Raw genomic sequence first — 17,322 nt, 5'->3', positions numbered from 1 at the left:
GACCCCTAGATCAGTTGACGTTTTGCGAAATCCGCAAACAGGCCCGGCTGCGCCATCAGCTCGGCAAAGCTGCCGGTCTGCACGATCTTGCCGCCATCCAGCACGACAATCCGGTCCGCCGACTGAACGGTGCTGAGCCGGTGCGCGATGACGATGCGCGTCAGGTTGAAGCGTGAGATCGAATCGCTGACGATGGCCTGCGACCGGTTATCGAGCGCGCTGGTGGCCTCATCCATCAGCAAGAGCCGCGGCCGATGCGCCAGCGCCCGCGCGATCAGCAATCGCTGGCGCTGGCCACCCGAAAGCGTGTTGACGCCCTCTGCAACGAGCGTCTGCATGCCCATCGGCATGGCCTCGAGGTCGCGGTCGAATCCTGCCAGCCGTGCGATCTCCCAGGCCTGGTCAATCGATAGCTGGGCTGCGCCGCAGATATTTTCATAGACGCTGCCGGAGGCGAGGCTGGAGTTCTGCAGCACGACACCGACGTCGCGGCGCAACAAGCCGACGTCGATGGTCTCGAGCGACTTGCCGTCGACAAAGATCACCCCGGACTCCGGCTTCTCGAAACCGAGAAGCAATCGGAACAGTGTCGACTTCCCGCTCCCCGACGGGCCGACAATGGCGAGGTATTCTCCTGTCCCGACGCTGAGGCTGACATCGTCGAGGATCAGCGGCCCGCTGTCGCCGTAGCGGAACGACACGTTGGCAAACTCGATCGAGCCGCCGATCTCGCCAACCGACTTCCGCTCGTCGCTGATTTCGGTCGCCGTCGAGATGATCGGCTTGATCCGCTCGATCCTCGGGATTGCGACCAGCAGCTCTCCGAGCGCCAGCGCCCACTCGCCGACCGCGGCGAGCGACAGCCCGAACGCCGCATAGAATGCCAGGAACGTACCAAGCTCGTGCACCGGCCGCGCGCCTGAAGTCGTCTGGGCCAGCGCGAAGATGAGCAGCGTCGCCAACGCCGGAAACCCCGCCTCGAGGCTCTTCTGGAGGTTTCCCGCACGCTGCGACGCGATAAAATGGCGCTTCTGCCTGGAAAAGCGCTCGACCCAGATCGAGAGCGCCTGCATGGTCGCGTTCGCAATCCGCAATTTTCCGACGCCGGTGAGGAGTTGCAGGACCAGCCCCTCCAGCCATCCCTGCTGATAAAGGCTCTCGCGCTCCTCCGACAGCCGGACCAGACTGATCGCGACCACCAGTGCGACGCGCAGCACGGCGAGCGCCGCGGCCAGCATGCCGAGCCTGATGTCAAGGATGAGCATCACGGCAAAACTGAAGGCGCTGGACACCAACGCCAGACATCCGCGAATGGCGCGGCCGGTGACGATGGTGCGGACGGCTTCGACACCAAGGGTGCGGTCCGCGAGGTCACCAACAGAGAAGTTACGGAAAAAACCGGCCGGCATCCGCAGCAGGCGGTCGACAACCGCCGCCTGCAATACCCAGTCCAGCCGGCTCTCAAGCCGAAGCATGGCGATGCCCTGCATCACCTGAAATCCGCCGGTCACCAGCGTCACGACAATGAGCGCGATGGCGCAGATCAGAAGCTGGTCGACCTCCGCGCGCGGGAGCACAGAATCGATCAGCAGCTTGATCACCAGCGGCGTGGCCAGCGCGAGAAGACCGAGGCACAGGGCCGCCAGAATGATCCGCAGAAAATCCGCCCGGACCGTCGCGGCGCCGAACTTCAGGAGATCGCGGACCGTCAGAGCTCCCGAAGGCAGCGGGCGATAGAACATCACCGCCTCGGGCGCCAGGTCGGCGGCGGTTGCGCGCGTCAATTCACGGCGCGTGCCGGCGCCGGGGTCAACGATGATGTGGCGGCCGCCTGCCGCCGGAAGGATCGCGACCGCCCGCCGGTCTTGGCCGAGAAACGCGACGAATGGACCGGCACTGTTGGCCCACCAATCCGCGCGCAGCAACAACCGCCGCGTCCGCACCCGCGACGCCTCCGCGATCCTCACGGCGCTCGCAAGATCATCATTGTCGAACGCCATGTTGGCCGGAGCCTCGAGCGATATGCCCAGCGCGGCTCCGACCTCCCGACAGGCGGCGAGCAGACGGCTAGCACCAACCGCGCCGGGTTGCGTTGATCCGGGCTCGGCAGCGATGATACCGGCAAGCCGACCGACAATGCTTCTGGTCCGTAGCCGGTTGAGGTTCGAGCGCAGGCGCAGGCGGTCGGCCTCCGCCAGGGTTTCCTCGTCGATCCTGCGACACAGGCTTTCCATGACACGCGTATGGAATCGATCAAGCGCGGCCCATATCTCGGCAAGCGGGAATGCCGTGCTCTCCCGCACCACCAGCGTCGCCTCCTCGCGGGCGACGATCCACGTTCCCGGCGGCATCGGCGCGGGACACTCCCTGGAGCCATGGATCGCCAGCATCTCCATCACGCCGATGGTCCCATGCTCAATCCCGATCCAGCCGACCCGCCGGCCGGACAGCCGGAGAATGTCGCCGGCTGCCAATGCGTATCGCGAGCCGATCGCGGCCTGCTGCACGACCGCTCCTTGAGGAGACGCTGCGATGACTCCCGACACAAGCGCGGTCCATGCGTCGATCGCGTCCCGATCGGCAAAACGGCCGCGATGATCGATTACGATTTCGGTCTCGAGACCGCCGACCGCAATCACGGCCACCGAATTTCCGTTTCCATCGCTGATGCCGGGCAGGCCAAAAACCACCGCGCCTTGCTCGACCCGAAACAGATGATGCCGCCGGCTCGGCTCGCCACTGGCGCTCTCCTTGACGGCAAACAGGTCGACATAGCCGCGCACGACGTGCAGAACGAGATCGAGGTCATTGATCGGCAGCGGTCGGTGGCTCTCGAGCCCGACTGGGCGAGACGCCGCGCCTTCGCGCCAGGGCGGAGTTTCGAGGGCGGGAGGCTGGTAGACGCGGTTCATTCGCTCGATACCAGCTGGACATATTCGCCGCCCTCGGCGAGCAGCTCCTGATGCGTTCCCCGCTGCACGACCCGCCCGTTGCTCATCACGAGGATCTCGTCACAGTCGCGGATCGTGCTGAGCCGGTGCGCGACGATGATGCAGGTGCATCCCCTGCGCCGGAGATTGTCGTCGATCGCCTTCTCGACGATCGGATCCAGGGCGGAAGTGGCCTCGTCGAGCACGACCACGGAAGGATTGCCTGCCAGCGCCCGTGCGATCTCGAGCCGTTGCCGCTGGCCGCCGCTGAAATTCCTGCCGTCCTCGGCCACGTGGCAATCGTAATTGCCGGCCCGGACGACAACCTCCTCGTGGATCAGCGCATCCTTGAGCGCCCGGGACACGCTGGCTTCAGCCACGGTATGGTCCCAGAGCGTGAGGTTGTCGCGGGCGGTCCCTTCGAACAGCAGGATTTCCTGATCGACATAGGCGACCGAGTTGGTGAATATCTCCTGGGGAATCTCGGCCATCGACCAGCCGTCGATGCGGATGTCGCCGGACCACGGCCGGTAGAGTCCGCTGACCAGCCGTCCAACGGTGGATTTGCCGCTGCCCGACGCACCGACCAGCGCGACGCGGCGACCGGGCTCGACGACCAGCGAAAAATCCTCGATCAGCGGCGGCTCAAGCGCCGAATATCCGAACGAGATGTCCTTCAACTCGACCCGGCCCGACAGTTTTGCGGGCATCGTTGCGGGCGCGCGCTCGATCGGCACCAGGGGGCGGGCGGGATAGTTGAAGACGTCCTCGATCCGGAACAGGTTGCCCTTGATGGCGAGGAAGACAGCGGCCTGCTGCACAAGTGCGTTGACCGGCTCGACCAGGCTGGTGAGCAGGGCCTGCAGGGCGACGAGGCCACCGATGGTCAATGCGCCGTCGACGATCCGAAGGCCCCCCACCCCCAGCACGATCGCGGTGGTCAATCCGGTCAGGAAGATCGGACAGCTGTCGAGGAAGGTGGAGTAGACGCCGAGATCACGCTCGGCATTCAGGACCTTGGCCTGAAACCCCGCCCAGCGCGCGAAAGCGTCATCTTCCAGGCCGCCGGCCTTGATCGTTTCGATCGTGCGGATGATTTCGATGGTGCTTCCATTCAGCTTGGCACGTTCGATCGACAGCTTGCGGTTGAGGTCCTCGCGCTGGCGCGCGACCAGCCTGAGGACGAGGACATTGAGGAGAGCCATGGCGATGCTGATCGCGGCCAGCAAACCGTCGTAGAACGCCATCGTCACGGCGACGAAGACGACCGCGATCAGGTTCAGCGCATTGGCAGCCACCCCGTTCGAAAGCAGCTGGGCGATCTGTTCGCTGGCGGCTATGCGGTTGGCGAGGTCGCCTGAGTGCCGCTGGGTGAAGAATTCCATCGGAAGGGTCAGGACGTGCCAGAGCAACTGGCTGACCATCGTCACCGTGAGCTTGGTCTGGATACGCAGGAGCAGCGACTGTTGAAATGCCGTCATCAGCGCCCGCGCCACGGCTGTCATCGCCATGCCGATCAGCAAAGGTGTGAACCAGCCCTCGACATGCTTGATCAGAACGTCATCGACAAAGATTTTCGCGAATGCCGGAACCAGGATGGTGGGCACCACCAGCGCCATGCTGAGTGCAACCAACAGCAGCACCGCCCCCAACGAATTCGACAGTCGCCGCAGCAGCACCGGAATAAGGTCGGGCTCGCGACCACCGGGCTTGAAGTCGGGGCCCGGCTCCATCGCCAGGACAACGCCCGTGAAGGCCGCGTCGAATTCATCGTGACCGACCTTGCGGCGCCCGGTCGAGGGATCGTTGAGATAGGCGTAATCCGAATCCAGCCTTTCGAGCACCACGAAATGGTTGAAGTTCCAGTGGATGATCGATGGCATCGGCAGCTCATGCAGCGTCGCCGGCTCCTTCCTGAACCCCTTTGCCGTCAGTCCGAATTGCCGCGCGGCCTTCAGCACGTTGCTGGCCTTGCTGCCGTCCCGGGACACGCCGCAGGCTTCGCGGAGCTTTTCCAGCGGCACCCAGAGACCGTGATACGCCAGGATCATCGCGAGCGAAGCCGCGCCGCATTCCAGCGCTTCCATCTGGAATACCGTGGGACTGACCCAGCGCCGTCGCACCGGCAGCGGGATGCGCCTGATCCAGTTGCCGAGGCGATCGAGGAGCGCCGGCCGGGCATCGGTTTGGCGCGATGACGCGGTCATGCGCTGCCGATCCTAGCCGCCAATGCCGCTGAGCCGCTTCATCAGCGGAATCACCAGATCGATCGGCTGCTGCTCGCGCGTCGTAACTTCGGCCCGGGTCAGCGTACCGGTCGAGAGCTGGATCGGCGGCCCCTTGCCGGAGGTCCAGCGATACCCGCTGACGGTGGAGGGATCGCGCTCCAGGGTCACCTTGGCCGTATAGGGCGCGCCGTCCTGCGAAAAGCGCTTGACCAATGCATCGTTGTGCAGGTCCGCCAGCATGCCCTGGGGCGTCACAGGGAATTCCGAAACCGCCACCACATTGCCGACAATCGCGCCGTATTCTTCCCGTTTGATGGTGCTCGGCTCGACACGAACCTCCATGCCGGGCCTGATGTTCTTGCCACGGTCCGGCGGCATGTAGACCGTCGCTTCGAGGACCTGTCCCGCGGTCTCGATTTCGATAACCGGCGTACCCAGGGCAAGCACGGCGCCGCTGGACACTTTGAGTTCGACGACACGCCCGTCAGCGGGACTGAGGATCCGTGATCCCCGTTCCAGCTCGGCCGCAAGCTGCTCAACCGTCCGCTTCGCATCATTGACCTTGAATTCCGAAAGCAGCCGATCGCGCTCACGCTGGCTCTGCAGATCCAGCTGCTGCGCATTGAGCTTGAGAATGTCGTTCCTTGCGTCGGTGATGCGTTCCCGCGCATTGTTGAGTTCGACGCGGCGGTCCTCGAGATACCTGCGCGTGACAGTTCCATTCGCTGCCGCCGGCTCGAGCTTGGCCACCTCGTCGGTGAGATAGGCGGTGCGCTTCTCGGCAGCCGCGATCACGTTGCCCAGACCTGCCTCCTGCGCCGCATAATTGGCAAGCTTGGCATCGATCTCCCGCGAGATCGCCCCGGCGAGCTCGGCATGCTCGCGTTCGCGCTCGCGCAGGACATCCCTCGCCTGCTGAAGCCGCTGCTCGGTCTCGGTCTGGACGATCCGGGCGATCACCTGATCGCGGCGGACGGCATCGCCGATGCCGACCTCGAGCGAGGCCAGCTTGCCGCTGACCGCGGAGACGGCGTCGACCAGACGACCGCCGCTGCTCAACAAAATGCCATCACCGGATACACGGGTTGGAATGCGGCCGAGCACGCTCCAGGCAACCAGCACGGCAAGACCAAGTGCCAGCGCCGCTGCAGCCATCCAGTCGAACGGGCGCGTGACGCCGACAACATGGTCGAGCTGTTCGGGATTCGAAAGCCGCTCGATGGCCGCTGCCCGAAAGATTCGCTCCGTTTCCCGTCTCACGCAGCCCCCGCAAACACCGAAGCCACTTTGGCTAGGTGACCTCTTCAAGCCGTCGTCGGCTCAGGTGCTTTCTCGGTCAACCTCCCCCGCCTGTGCTGGCGTAGCTGGCAGCCGCCAGATTATTGAACGGCCAGGCGCCGCCCGACACTTTGTCCAGGGAGCTGTCGCTGAGCGCATCAGACGTCGCCGAGATCTGGGAGGCATTGCTCTGAGCGTCGTCCTTGAGGCTCTCGCCAGCATCGGCTTGCGCTTTCGAATTGGTGTCCTGCTCATTGGTCATCTTCAATCTCCATCCTTGATCAATGCTGATCGGGGCCAGCCCGACGTTGCAACCCTGCGCTCAACTCATGTCCGCTTCTCCAGAAATGGAGCAAAGCGGACATGCCGATATCAACGAGATCGACCATTTCCGGTTCGATGCGCGGCGGCGGAGGTGACCTCTTCAAGCCGTCGTCGGCTCAGGTGCTTTCTAGCCCACCGGGCCTGCGCTGGCGTAGATGGCAGCCGCCAGAGTACTGAACGGCCAACAACCGCCTGACACTTTGTCCAGGGAGCTGTCGCTGAGCGCATCAGAGGTCGCTGAGATTTCGGAAGCTTTGTCCTGAGCGGCGCCCTCGAGGCCCTCAGCTTCCCCTTGCTTATTCGCATCTTGCGCAATGGTCATATTCCATCTCCCGTTTCGTCAAGGGCAAGCGTCTCACGCGAATGCGCGAGACGAACTTCGTCCCAATGACCCGGCTTCATATCCTTATCCCGGTCGCTGGGCGATACGGCAGATGTCGTATTTCGTCGTCGGTCAGGAGGTTAATGTCGAAAGGCCCTGCGCCGCCGCAGGTGGCGGCGCGGTGTGAGATGTTCGGCCCGAAACCGCCCGCACCTTTCCACCGAGACCCCCTCTAGATCACGAGGCAGAGTCCCGAAAACAACAACAGACCCAGGATAATCCGTTTGAAGGCCGCTTCGTTGACGCGTCCGAACAGGACGATACCCACGGCCGTTCCAGCGGCCAAGGCGGGCAGCGAAATGCCAAAGTCGATCAAGACCTTGAGCGAGAGGCTGTGGTGCGAAAGCATGAGCGCGAGGGCGAAAAGCTGCATCACCCCGATGTAGGGCTGGACCAGGCCGCGCTGCTGAGTTTTCGGGAGACCATGGATGTCGCACCAGATCGCAGGAAGTGCGCCGGGCATCGCAGTCAGCCCCCCGACCAGCCCACCACCAAACCCCACCAGCGCGTTCCTGCTCCGGCTGTCCATCTGACGCAAATAGGCAGCCGTTGGCCGCAACAAGGCATATGCCGCATAAAGCGATACGAGAATTCCAAAGCCCAGTCTGAACATCCCGGTATCCACATTCTGCAGGAAATAGATCGCGATCGGAATGCCCAACAGTCCACCAGCGATGAAGACGAGGCTGGTTTTCCATTGCATGCTCTTGCGGAGCGCAAACAGATTGGCGGCTTGCACGGTGATGCTGCAAGCCATCATCAAAGGCACAGCTTCGATAGGCGGAAAAACGTGGAGCAGGATCGCGCCGGCGACCGCCGAGAACGCAAATCCGGAAAGGCCGGAAACGAACGCGCCCGCAAAAACCGCCCCACTCAGCACCAAATAAACCGCTACGTCTGACATGGTATCGCTTCCTGGAAAACGGTGATTGCCGTCGATGGCCGGACAGCGTGGGGGCGTCCGAACTCACGCGCGTGGCGTCAGCCAATCCATCTAGTCGCCCTGGATCGCCGTTGGTGCCGTTTCGATGGGTCGGAACCTCGGCGCGTGATGCAGCATGTATCCCCCGACGACGTGCAAAATGCCGAAGCCGGCCAGGACGGCGATTGTCCACGCCTTGAGAGCCGGCGATGGCCGCCGGGCGTGGGAGCTATCGGTCATTGCCATATCCAACTTGCCTTCCCGCACGCGCTCGGAGCGAAGCTGCCCGTCATGACAGCCCCCGTTGATGGCACACTCCTGCTCCCAACAGCCGGGTTCGAGATCGGCTGCCGTTCAAGCGCGTCCAGGTGAAGGATATCGTTGGGTTGATTCGCGAGCGATACGGCAGACGTCGTATTTCGTCGTCTAATGTTTCAGCAATCACTCATGATTGCTTGCTTGCCGTCGACGCAGGCTGCGACGATCGCATCGTGCAATTCCTCGCCGCTGATCGGCTTGTGCAGAACACGATAACCGCTGGCGGTCGCTTCCTTGATGCGCGACGGCGAGGTATCGCCGGTTACGATAAAGGCAGGCACCGCGCGGCCGATATGGGCGCAAAGAGCCTCGATGGCCTCCAGCCCCGTAGCACCATCTCCGAGGCGGTAGTCGGCGATGATCAGATCGACCGGTGCATCGCCTGTTATCATCGCCTCCGCATGAATCTGTTGCACCTCAGCGGCAGACCGGCCGGCATAGACCCGATGCCCCTGCAGCGTGAGCAACTGCACCATGATATCGAGAACGTCCTCCTCGTCTTCCACGACCATGATGCTGACGGCGGTGGCTGCGGGTGATGCCGCGCTCTCGGGCAAGGGAGCCGCCACCGCATTGGCTTGCGGAACCGTAACGGAAAACATCGAGCCGCGCCCGGTGACGGAGACCAGTTTCAGCGGATGTTGCAGCAGCGCGGCGGTGCGGCGAACGATGGCGAGGCCAAGGCCAAGCCCTTGCGTGCGATCCCTCGCCGGGTTCTGCAATTGCACGAATTCCTCGAAGACCATTGTCTGCTGATCTGCCGGGATGCCGGGGCCAGTATCCCATATCTGGATTTCCACCGACGCGCCGCGCCTGCGGCAGCCGAGCAGAACGCCGCCGGATCCCGTGTAGCGAAAGGCATTCGACAGCAGATTTCCCAACACCCGTTTCAGCATCATGGGATCGCTGTCCACCTGGAGACGGCTTTCAACGACACGCCAATCAAGGCCGCGATCCTTCGCAACGGAAGCGAACTCGTTGTTGAGCTGGTAGAACAGCTGGGAGAGATTCACCGTCTCCTTCGCAACAGTGACGACGCCGGCATCAAGCCGGGAGATATCGAGCAGTCCGTTCAGGAGGGCGCTGAGGTTGCCTACAATGGATTTTGCCTTGCCGGCCAGATCGCGTGCATCGCCGGATTGGACAGCGCCGCGGTGACCCAGCGCCGCGAGCGTGGCGATCAGCAGGCTCAAGGCATGGATCGGCTGGCGCAGGTCATGACTGGCGGCCGCAAGGAAACGCGTTTTCGCACGATCGGCGGCTTGCGCGCGGTCGCGTTCTTCCTGCAAGTGGCTGACGAGCTCGACATTTTCCAGACGCAACCTGATGGTCTCACGCAGCATGCGGTGCGTCGTGCGGCAGTAGTAGAAATTGATGGCCACAAGCCCCGTAAGCAGGGCGAGATATGCGCCGGAGGCATCACCTCCATTGATAAAGGAGCGCGCCATGACCGGCAGCACCGTTGCGATGATCGAGCCGATCAGAGCCGGCGGAAAGGCCGAGAGCGACGGAACCGTGCCGCAGACCAGACCGGTCAAGGCAACAGCGGTGAATAAAAAAGGAACGGGCTGTTCAGGAACGAACCCGACCCAGCCGAGCATTCCCCACAGCAGGCCCGACACGCAAGAAAAAGAAGCCGCGAGCCACGCCCATCGCAACACAGACGCTGGTTCTCGATTCCGGCTGAAGAACCGGCGCGCCGCCAGGACGCGTATGGCGGTGAGCAGATACAGCGCACCGAGCCATCCGACCAACCAGCTCGCCGGTACGGTGTTCCTCAGGACGTACGCCGCCGCCAGGGAGATCAGGACGTTGGAGGCCACCACGCCATAGGAATTACGATACAAGAGCTCGACGAGCGCCTCGCGTATCTTGTCTTCTTGCATTGAAACCTCTCCACGCGCCGACAGGTGCGGCGGCTTCGTTCGCCAGTTGCCGCTGCGCTAGCTAGCCCGCTGGAAGGCCGAGACGGATCGCGTAGGCCGTCAATTCGGCACCACTATGCAGATCGAGCTTCCGCATCAGGTTTTCGCGATGCTTCCGGGCGGTCAGCAGACTGATGCCGAGACGGTTGGCGATGTCGCGGCTGGTGGCGCCATGAGGGATCATCCCCAGGATTTGCCGCTCACGCCTTGTCAGCGTGACCGGAGATATGATCGCAGCCGTGAACTCCGGGGTTTCATTCAGGCCGTCATGCTGGTCCACCGCAAAGCGAACCTCCTCCGCCACATAGGCGTTGCCCTTTCTGATGGCATCGATTGCAGCGATGAGCTCCGACGGATCGCCGCTCTTGGTCAAATAGCCGTTCGCGCCCGCGGAAAAGGCTGCCCGAACGGAACGTGGCTCAACATTGGCGGTGAGGACAAGAACGCGCAGCTCAGGCCATTCGGCTTTCAGCTTCGCTATGAACTGAAACCCGCCCACACCCGGCATGCCGAGATCGAGTATCAGAAGATCGGCGGAGCTCTCGTTCAGCAGCCGGTGAACGGCTTCGCCGTCGGCGGCTTCTCCGCCGATTGTAAGCTGGTCCACGGTCGACAGAAGCTGTTTCAGCCCTTCCCGAACCACGGCGTGATCGTCAGCAATGATCGCTTTAACCAGCCCGCACATGCATCACCCCTGCCGATGACGGTATTAGGGTATCAACCAACTCCAATCAAGGATTTCGATTCACAAATCCATTTGCCAGTTTGGTCAGCTTGGTCATTTTGCAGTGATCGTCTGAATGCCCCGTTGCCGTGTTGCGCGGCTGGCGCCGGGCGCACGCGGACCCTGGTCGATCCACCGGCGAATTTGATTCTTTATGGTGGCCGCCGCCCGCGTCCTGATTTTCCATCAACGGGCTCGTCATCGCCTCGACATCTGTTATCCGTGCCGTGCGAGGCGTGGTTGCCGGATTACGCGACGAAATGGCGGAGCCGCATTTTGCAGCACGGGTGCCCGATAACCCGCCACGACGGCAATGGCTGTGATGCCGGGCACCGCGATGCGCCAGAAGCAAGCGTCGAGGCAACGGCGCGGGAAAGCAGCGCTGTCCGTGACGATCGATTTTGTGTAATCTCTCGCTGCACTCGACCTCTTTGGGAGGATAGCCATTTTGGGAGGATAGCCATGAGAGCCTTCCTGCTCGCCTGCGCGGCCGCCGTCGTTGTGGCGGGAGTCAGCGCCGCGGTTCTTGACCGCGTGCAAGAGCCGGTCGCAGAGGCCTTTGCAACGACGGCCGTGCGGCTTTAGCGATCTCGCCCCCGAGAGGCGGCGTTGCCCTACTCCGCCGCCGTGGCGGCCGGCTTCGAGCGCGCATCATTGGCCGCGGCGCGCGTCTCCTCCTCCAGCCACAGGCTGTGGTGCTCCTTCGCCCAATTGACATCCACGACGCCACTGCCCATCGCCTCGAAGGCGCCCTGCATGCCGATGGTGCCGATGTAGATGTGGGCCAGCATCACCGCGACGAACAGGACCGAGACAATCGCGTGGATCACCGCGGCCAATTGCATTCCTTCGATGCCGGACAGGTAGAACGGGAACATCAGCTCATATCCGGTGATCGCAACGGCAGCGCCGCCGATCACGACGATCCAGTAGACCGCCTTCTGTCCGGCGTTGAAACGATAGGCCGGCGGATGGTCGTGCCCCACGATACCGCCGCCGCGCTTGATCCACTCGACATCGACCCTGTTCGGGACATTGCCGCCGAGCCACATCAGGAAGATCAACACCACTCCGATGGTGAACGGAAAGCTCAAATAGTTATGCGCGTATTTGGCCCATTGCGACCATTCGGAGAATGCTTCGTGGCCGATCAGCGGCAACAGCAGCGGACGGCCGAAGGTGATGTTCAGTCCGGAGATTGCCAGAATGATGAAGCAGGTCGCCGTCATCCAGTGCACGAAGCGCTCAAAGGCGCCGAAGCGCACGATCGTGCGCCCCGACCTCCCGCTCTGGAGGCGGACCATGCCGCGGATGAGATAGAAGGCGACGAGCGCCACGAGCATGCCGAGGATGGCAACTCCGCCGACCCAGCGCAGGGTGACGTTGCGGAATTCCCGCCACTCGCGCCCCGCCGGCTGCTCCAGCACGCCTGACCGCTGATCGGGAATGCTGACGCGTCCCTCGATCCGGTTGAGCTCCTGAAGAAGCTGTTGCTCCTTCACCGCGCTTGCGGTCGGATTGACCTGCTGGGCGATGGACGGCACCGACGCCGTGATCATCAACGCAAGCGCCCATGCGCCCAGGGCGAGACGGATGTATTTTGCCAGAGACGCCATGAGCTCCTCCCGGTATTTGCGCGAACCCGCCTTCAGGATTCGATCGTCTCGCGATAGGCGGTTTTCCAGCCCCAGGCGCCCGAGCCGTAGCCGCGCTTCATCACACGTTCCTTGTAGATCTGGGCGATGATCTCGCCATCGCCGGCGAGCAGCGATTTGGTGGAGCACATCTCGGCGCAGAGCGGCAATTTCCCCTCGGCGAGGCGATTGGCCCCATACTTCTCGTACTCCTCCTTGCTGCCGTCGGCCTCGGGGCCGCCGGCGCAGAACGTGCACTTGTCCATTTTGCCGCGGGAGCCGAAATTGCCGATCTTCGGGTATTGCGGCGCGCCGAACGGACACGCGTAGAAGCAATAGCCGCAGCCGATGCACAGATCCTTGGAATGAAGCACGACGCCATCGGCGGTGGTGTAGAAGCAGTTCACCGGGCAGACCGCCGCGCAGGGCGCATCGGTGCAGTGCATGCAAGCCATGGAGATCGATCGCTCTCCGGGCTTGCCGTCGTTGATCGTGACGACGCGGCGCCGGTTGATGCCCCAGGGCACCTCGTGCTCGTTCTTGCAGGCGGTGACGCAGGCATTGCACTCGATGCAGCGGTCGGCGTCGCAGAGGAATTTCATCCGAGCCATGTGCGTTGCTCCTTCTAGGCTGCGACGATCTGGCAGAGGGTGACCTTGGTCTCCTGCATATTGGTCGCAGGATCATAGCCATAGGTCGTGATCGTATTGGCGCTTTCGCCAAGCACGATCGGATCGGTCCCCTTCGGGTAATTGCCGCGAAGGTCCTTGCCCGCGAGCCAGCCACCGAAGTGGAAGGGCATCCAGGCAACGCCCTTCCCCACCCGTTCGGTGACCAGCGCCTTCATTCTGGCACGCGCGTTGTTTTCAGCACCGCTCACCCAGACCCAGCCGCCATCCTTGATGCCGCGATCGGCGGCATCAACGGGGCTGATCTCGATGAACATGTCCTGCTGGAGTTCGGCGAGCCACGGATTGGTTCGCGTCTCTTCGCCACCGCCCTCGTATTCGACCAGGCGGCCCGAGGAGAGGATGAGCGGGAATTGCTTGGCAATCCCCTTCTCCACCGCGGCCTTCTGCACGGAGAACCCGATGTTGGGCATGCGGAACTGCTTCGCGTCTGGCAGCGTCGGATACTTGGCGACCAGATCGACGCGCGGCGTGTAGATCGGCTCGCGGTGAACCGGAATGGGATCCGGCAGCCCGAACGCATTCATGCGCGCCTTGCCGTTGCCGTAAGGCACGCAGCCATGCATCAACGCGACGCGCTGAATGCCGCCCGAAAGGTCGAGCGACCACGACACCGCGTCAGGGGTGGCCGGATTGATCCTGTTGATCGTGGCCATCTCCGCTTCCGTCAGATCCTTGTCCCAGCCGAGCTTCTTCAGGCTCGCCAGCGTGAATTCCGGATAGCCGTCCTTGATTTCCGAATCCTTCGAATAGGACCCGTCGGCGAGCAGGCTGACCTTCCGCGTCGAGCCGTCGGCCAGCTTCTCCTCACGTTCGATGCCGAAGCGCGGCCGGAACGTGCCGCCGCCATCCATCACGCCGAGGTTTGTGTTGTAGAGCAGCGGAGTGCCCGGATGCCTGACCTCCGGCGAGCCCCAGCACGGCCAGGGCAGGCCGTAATAGTCGCCGCCGACTTCCGGATCGTCCTTCGGCGCCCGCATCGTCAGCATGTCGAACTTCGCCTGGTTCTTCATATGGGCCTTGAGACGCTCGGGCGATTGCCCGCAATAGCCGGTCGACCAGCTGCCGCGATTCATTTCGCGCAGGATGTCCTGGGCCTCGGGCAGATTGTTCTCGACCTTGATGTTCTTGAACATCTTGTCGGCGAAGCCGAACTTGTTCGCCAGGCGATAGATGACCTCGAGGTCGTCCCTGGATTCGAAGATCGGCTTCACGATCTGCTCGCCCCATTGCAGCGAGCGGTTCGAGGCGACCCGGGACCCCTTGCACTCGAATTGGGTGGCGACCGGGAGAATGTAGAGACCGTCCTTGCGCCCGGCCTCCACGGCGAGCGAGGTCCAGGTGGTCGGATGCGGGTCGGCGATGACCAGCAGGTCGAGCGCCTTCAGACCATTCAGGGATTCCGGAATGCGGGTGATGCTGTTGGAGGCGTGTCCCTGCACGAACACCGCCCGCACATTGTCTTTCTGCGCGACCTGGTCTTTCGGCAACGTCACCGCTTCGAACCAGCGCGTGAGCGGGATGCCGGGCGCTTCCATGATCTGCTTGGAGTCGAAGCGCGACTTCAGGAAGTCATAGTCGACCTCCCAAACCCGCGACCAGTGCTTCCACGCGCCTTCCGCGAGCCCGTAGTAGAACGGCAGCGTGACGATATCGAGCCCGACATCGGTCGCGCCCTGCACGTTGTCATGGCCGCGGAAGATGTTGGCGCCCATGCCCGGTCCGCCGACATTTCCAGTCATCAGGAGCAGGATGCAACTCGCCCGCACATTGGCGGTGCCGACCGTCTTCTGAGTCTGACCCATGGCCCAGATCAGCGTCGACGGCTTTTCCGTTGCGAACATCTTCGCGACACGCTTGAGCTGTTCACCGGGAATGCCGGCAACGCGCTCGACCTCCTCCGGATTCCATTTTTCGACCTCCTTGCGAAGATCGTCGAAACCATAGACGCGCTGCCGGATGAATTCCTTGTCCTCCCAGCCGTTCTGCAGGATGTGCCACATCATGCCGTAGAGCACCGGAATGTCGGTGCCTGGCCGCATGCGGACATACTCAGTCGCGTGCGCCGCGGTTCGCGTCAGGCGCGGGTCGATGACGATGAAGTTGGCCTTTTGCAGTTCCTTGCCCTCGAGCAGGTGCTGCAACGACACCGGATGCGCCTCGGCCGGATTGCCGCCCATGATCATCTGGGTCTTGGCGTTGCGGATGTCGTTGAAGCTGTTGGTCATCGCGCCGTAACCCCAGGTGTTGGCCACACCGGTGACGGTCGTCGAATGGCAGATACGCGCCTGATGGTCGGTGTTGTTGGTGCCCCAGAACGCGCCGAGCTTGCGGAACAGATAGGATCCCTCGTTGGTCATCTTGGCCGATCCGAGCCAATAGACGGAATCCGGTCCCGACTTCTCGCGGACCTCCAGCAGCTTGTCGCCGATCTCGTTGATCGCGGTCTCCCAGGAGACCCGGGTCCACTGCCCGCCCACCAGCTTCATCGGATAGCGCAACCGGCGCTCGCTGTGCACGAGCTCGCGCACCGAGGCGCCCTTGGCACAATGCGATCCGCGATTGATCGGGGAATCCCAGGTCGGCTCCTGGCCGATCCATACGCCGTTCAGCACTTCCGCAGTCACGGTGCATCCAACCGAGCAATGCGTGCAGATGCTCTTGCGCGCCGTCGCTCCCGCGGTCAGCGGCCCGGCGGCGGCAGCCTCCGCCTCGCGAACGCCACCGAGGGGCAGCGTGCTGAGCGCAGCGAGCGCGCCGCCGGCAAGACCGGACCGACGCAGGAATGTGCGGCGGTCGAGGCCGCCAGTCTGCCCGGACAGGAGGGCCGCGACGGATCCACGTCGGTCGGAATCGGAACGCTGTGTTCTCCTGATCAGCATGGCCGCCTCCCTCACCCTGGATAGCGATTGACGCGATAATACGCTTTCACGTCTTCGGTTTCCCTGTAGCGCGCCTTGCGCTTCTCAGCTTCGCTCTCGCTGTCGGCCTGCGCCGGCGCGATCAAGGGGGTTGCCAGCGCGGCGCCTGCACCAACCGTGCCGATTCCGACCTTGCGAAGGAAGTCGCGGCGGCCTGCCGTCATTTTCTTCTCATCGCTCATTGCACCTCTCCTTGGACCGGGGCAGCCGGTCAATTGGCGAACTTGAAGGCCTCTGTTTCAATCTCCAGAAACACGCATCCCAGCGCCCCGACCGCTCGATAGAACCTGGCGCTTTCGGCCTTCGCCATGTCAGCGAACAAACGTCCGATCCAGCGCGACACATGCTTCTCGAAGAAGGCGTGCTGTGCCGCGAGCGACGCCGGGAAACGACCAGCCACAAGGCCCGCCATGATCTCGCACAGCGTCGCCGCATGGTCCTCGGGCTCCGGATTACTCTCCACCCGCTCGATGCCAAGCGCGGCCAGATCGTCACGAAGTCGCGACAGCGGGCGCTCGTTGAGGAAGCCGGTCAGATAGTAGGACGCGTAGGGCAGCAGCTCGCCGCGCCCAACGCCGACGAACAGGTCGAAATATTCGCGCTCGACCTCGGTTGCGACCGCGATCGAAGCGGCCTCCGCTAGAGCGGAGTGGGCGCACCCAAGCGGCGTCACATCGCCGTTCAGTTGCGCGATCTTTTCGAGGAGACCTTGCGACGGCGCCGACGAGAGCAGGGTCGCAAGCAATGCGTATTCCTGCGCGCGTCCGGCCTCGATCGGATCAAGCATGTCCGATATCGCAAGCTCGCTATAGAGATCGGGACGAAGAATTTTTCGCGAGACGCCCGTCGCGATTTCGACTGCAACCACGCGTTGTGCCGGCACCCGGTTCCAGTTCGACACCGAGGGCTGGGCAATACCGATTTTCCGGGCTAGCTGGGCTACGCCGCCCGCGGCTTCGATGGCACATTCAAGGCCCGCATCGCGCACACCGCCCTCCCATCCTAGGGGCCAAGCGCTTGATTGCGTTTGCGTAACAAAGACTATTC

13 protein-coding genes are annotated in these 17,322 nt (G+C 63.1%); all 13 read right to left on the bottom strand.

The features are described 5' to 3' along the window. Nucleotides 1-5: 5 nt before the first annotated feature. The 13 genes from HAP48_RS33775 to HAP48_RS33715 all read right to left on the bottom strand — a co-directional run bounded on the left by HAP48_RS33775 (nt 6) and on the right by HAP48_RS33715 (nt 17,263). Nucleotides 6-2,912: an NHLP bacteriocin export ABC transporter permease/ATPase subunit gene (locus HAP48_RS33775; RefSeq protein WP_166204155.1), complete on the bottom strand. Its 2,907-nt coding sequence runs from the start codon at nt 2,910-2,912 to the stop codon at nt 6-8. Then, complete coding sequence (locus HAP48_RS33770) at nt 2,909-5,137, bottom strand: NHLP family bacteriocin export ABC transporter peptidase/permease/ATPase subunit (RefSeq protein ID WP_175612249.1); 2,229 nt, start codon at nt 5,135-5,137, stop codon at nt 2,909-2,911. The genes HAP48_RS33775 and HAP48_RS33770 overlap by 4 nt, the downstream gene beginning before the upstream one ends. A gap of 12 nt (nt 5,138-5,149) precedes the next feature. Then, complete coding sequence (locus HAP48_RS33765; RefSeq protein ID WP_166204154.1) at nt 5,150-6,418, bottom strand: NHLP bacteriocin system secretion protein; 1,269 nt, start codon at nt 6,416-6,418, stop codon at nt 5,150-5,152. Between the two features lie 76 nt (nt 6,419-6,494). Then, a complete protein-coding gene (locus HAP48_RS33760; protein ID WP_224496726.1) occupies nt 6,495-6,698 on the bottom strand; it encodes a hypothetical protein in 204 nt (67 codons plus the stop codon). A gap of 616 nt (nt 6,699-7,314) precedes the next feature. Next, nucleotides 7,315-8,046: a sulfite exporter TauE/SafE family protein gene (locus tag HAP48_RS33755; protein ID WP_166204152.1), complete on the bottom strand. Its 732-nt coding sequence runs from the start codon at nt 8,044-8,046 to the stop codon at nt 7,315-7,317. A gap of 90 nt (nt 8,047-8,136) precedes the next feature. Next, complete coding sequence (locus tag HAP48_RS33750) at nt 8,137-8,304, bottom strand: hypothetical protein (protein WP_166204151.1); 168 nt, start codon at nt 8,302-8,304, stop codon at nt 8,137-8,139. A gap of 194 nt (nt 8,305-8,498) precedes the next feature. Continuing rightward, complete coding sequence (locus tag HAP48_RS33745; protein ID WP_166204150.1) at nt 8,499-10,268, bottom strand: hybrid sensor histidine kinase/response regulator; 1,770 nt, start codon at nt 10,266-10,268, stop codon at nt 8,499-8,501. A gap of 61 nt (nt 10,269-10,329) precedes the next feature. Next, on the bottom strand, nt 10,330-10,992 hold the full coding sequence (locus tag HAP48_RS33740) for a response regulator (RefSeq protein WP_166204149.1): 663 nt from the start codon (nt 10,990-10,992) through the stop codon (nt 10,330-10,332). 653 nt (nt 10,993-11,645) lie between these two features. Further along, nucleotides 11,646-12,647 (bottom strand): formate dehydrogenase subunit gamma, encoded by a 1,002-nt coding sequence (locus HAP48_RS33735; RefSeq protein ID WP_166204148.1) that lies wholly within the window; start codon nt 12,645-12,647, stop codon nt 11,646-11,648. A 32-nt stretch (nt 12,648-12,679) separates the two neighbouring features. Next, on the bottom strand, nt 12,680-13,276 hold the full coding sequence (gene fdh3B, locus HAP48_RS33730; protein ID WP_166204147.1) for a formate dehydrogenase FDH3 subunit beta: 597 nt from the start codon (nt 13,274-13,276) through the stop codon (nt 12,680-12,682). Between the two features lie 14 nt (nt 13,277-13,290). Beyond that, nucleotides 13,291-16,236 carry a formate dehydrogenase subunit alpha gene (locus HAP48_RS33725; protein ID WP_166204146.1) on the bottom strand — a complete coding sequence of 982 codons (2,946 nt, stop codon included), beginning with the start codon at nt 16,234-16,236 and terminating at the stop codon, nt 13,291-13,293. 11 nt (nt 16,237-16,247) lie between these two features. Next, entirely contained in the window at nt 16,248-16,457 is a 210-nt protein-coding gene (locus tag HAP48_RS33720; RefSeq protein WP_166204145.1) for a twin-arginine translocation signal domain-containing protein, read from the bottom strand. 29 nt (nt 16,458-16,486) lie between these two features. Next, on the bottom strand, nt 16,487-17,263 hold the full coding sequence (locus HAP48_RS33715) for a molecular chaperone TorD family protein (protein WP_166204144.1): 777 nt from the start codon (nt 17,261-17,263) through the stop codon (nt 16,487-16,489). Nucleotides 17,264-17,322: the final 59 nt, after the last annotated feature.

Source organism: Bradyrhizobium septentrionale (assembly GCF_011516645.4).
Classification (GTDB): domain Bacteria; phylum Pseudomonadota; class Alphaproteobacteria; order Rhizobiales; family Xanthobacteraceae; genus Bradyrhizobium; species Bradyrhizobium septentrionale.
Note: the sequence above shows the minus strand (reverse complement) of the source record. Positions and strands in the feature narration are given on the sequence as shown.

Bases quoted from the DNA above. Each gene is read 5' to 3' on its own strand.
- fdh3B (WP_166204147.1), bottom strand. From the start codon at position 13,276: ATGGCTCGGATGAAATTCCTCTGCGACGCCGACCGCTGCATCGAGTGC.
- HAP48_RS33770 (WP_175612249.1), bottom strand. From the start codon at position 5,137: ATGACCGCGTCATCGCGCCAAACCGATGCCCGGCCGGCGCTCCTCGAT.
- HAP48_RS33750 (WP_166204151.1), bottom strand. From the start codon at position 8,304: ATGACCGATAGCTCCCACGCCCGGCGGCCATCGCCGGCTCTCAAGGCG.
- HAP48_RS33760 (WP_224496726.1), bottom strand. From the start codon at position 6,698: ATGACCAATGAGCAGGACACCAATTCGAAAGCGCAAGCCGATGCTGGC.
- HAP48_RS33745 (WP_166204150.1), bottom strand. From the start codon at position 10,268: ATGCAAGAAGACAAGATACGCGAGGCGCTCGTCGAGCTCTTGTATCGT.
- HAP48_RS33740 (WP_166204149.1), bottom strand. From the start codon at position 10,992: ATGTGCGGGCTGGTTAAAGCGATCATTGCTGACGATCACGCCGTGGTT.
- HAP48_RS33755 (WP_166204152.1), bottom strand. From the start codon at position 8,046: ATGTCAGACGTAGCGGTTTATTTGGTGCTGAGTGGGGCGGTTTTTGCG.
- HAP48_RS33775 (WP_166204155.1), bottom strand. From the start codon at position 2,912: ATGAACCGCGTCTACCAGCCTCCCGCCCTCGAAACTCCGCCCTGGCGC.
- HAP48_RS33735 (WP_166204148.1), bottom strand. From the start codon at position 12,647: ATGGCGTCTCTGGCAAAATACATCCGTCTCGCCCTGGGCGCATGGGCG.
- HAP48_RS33725 (WP_166204146.1), bottom strand. From the start codon at position 16,236: ATGCTGATCAGGAGAACACAGCGTTCCGATTCCGACCGACGTGGATCC.
- HAP48_RS33720 (WP_166204145.1), bottom strand. From the start codon at position 16,457: ATGAGCGATGAGAAGAAAATGACGGCAGGCCGCCGCGACTTCCTTCGC.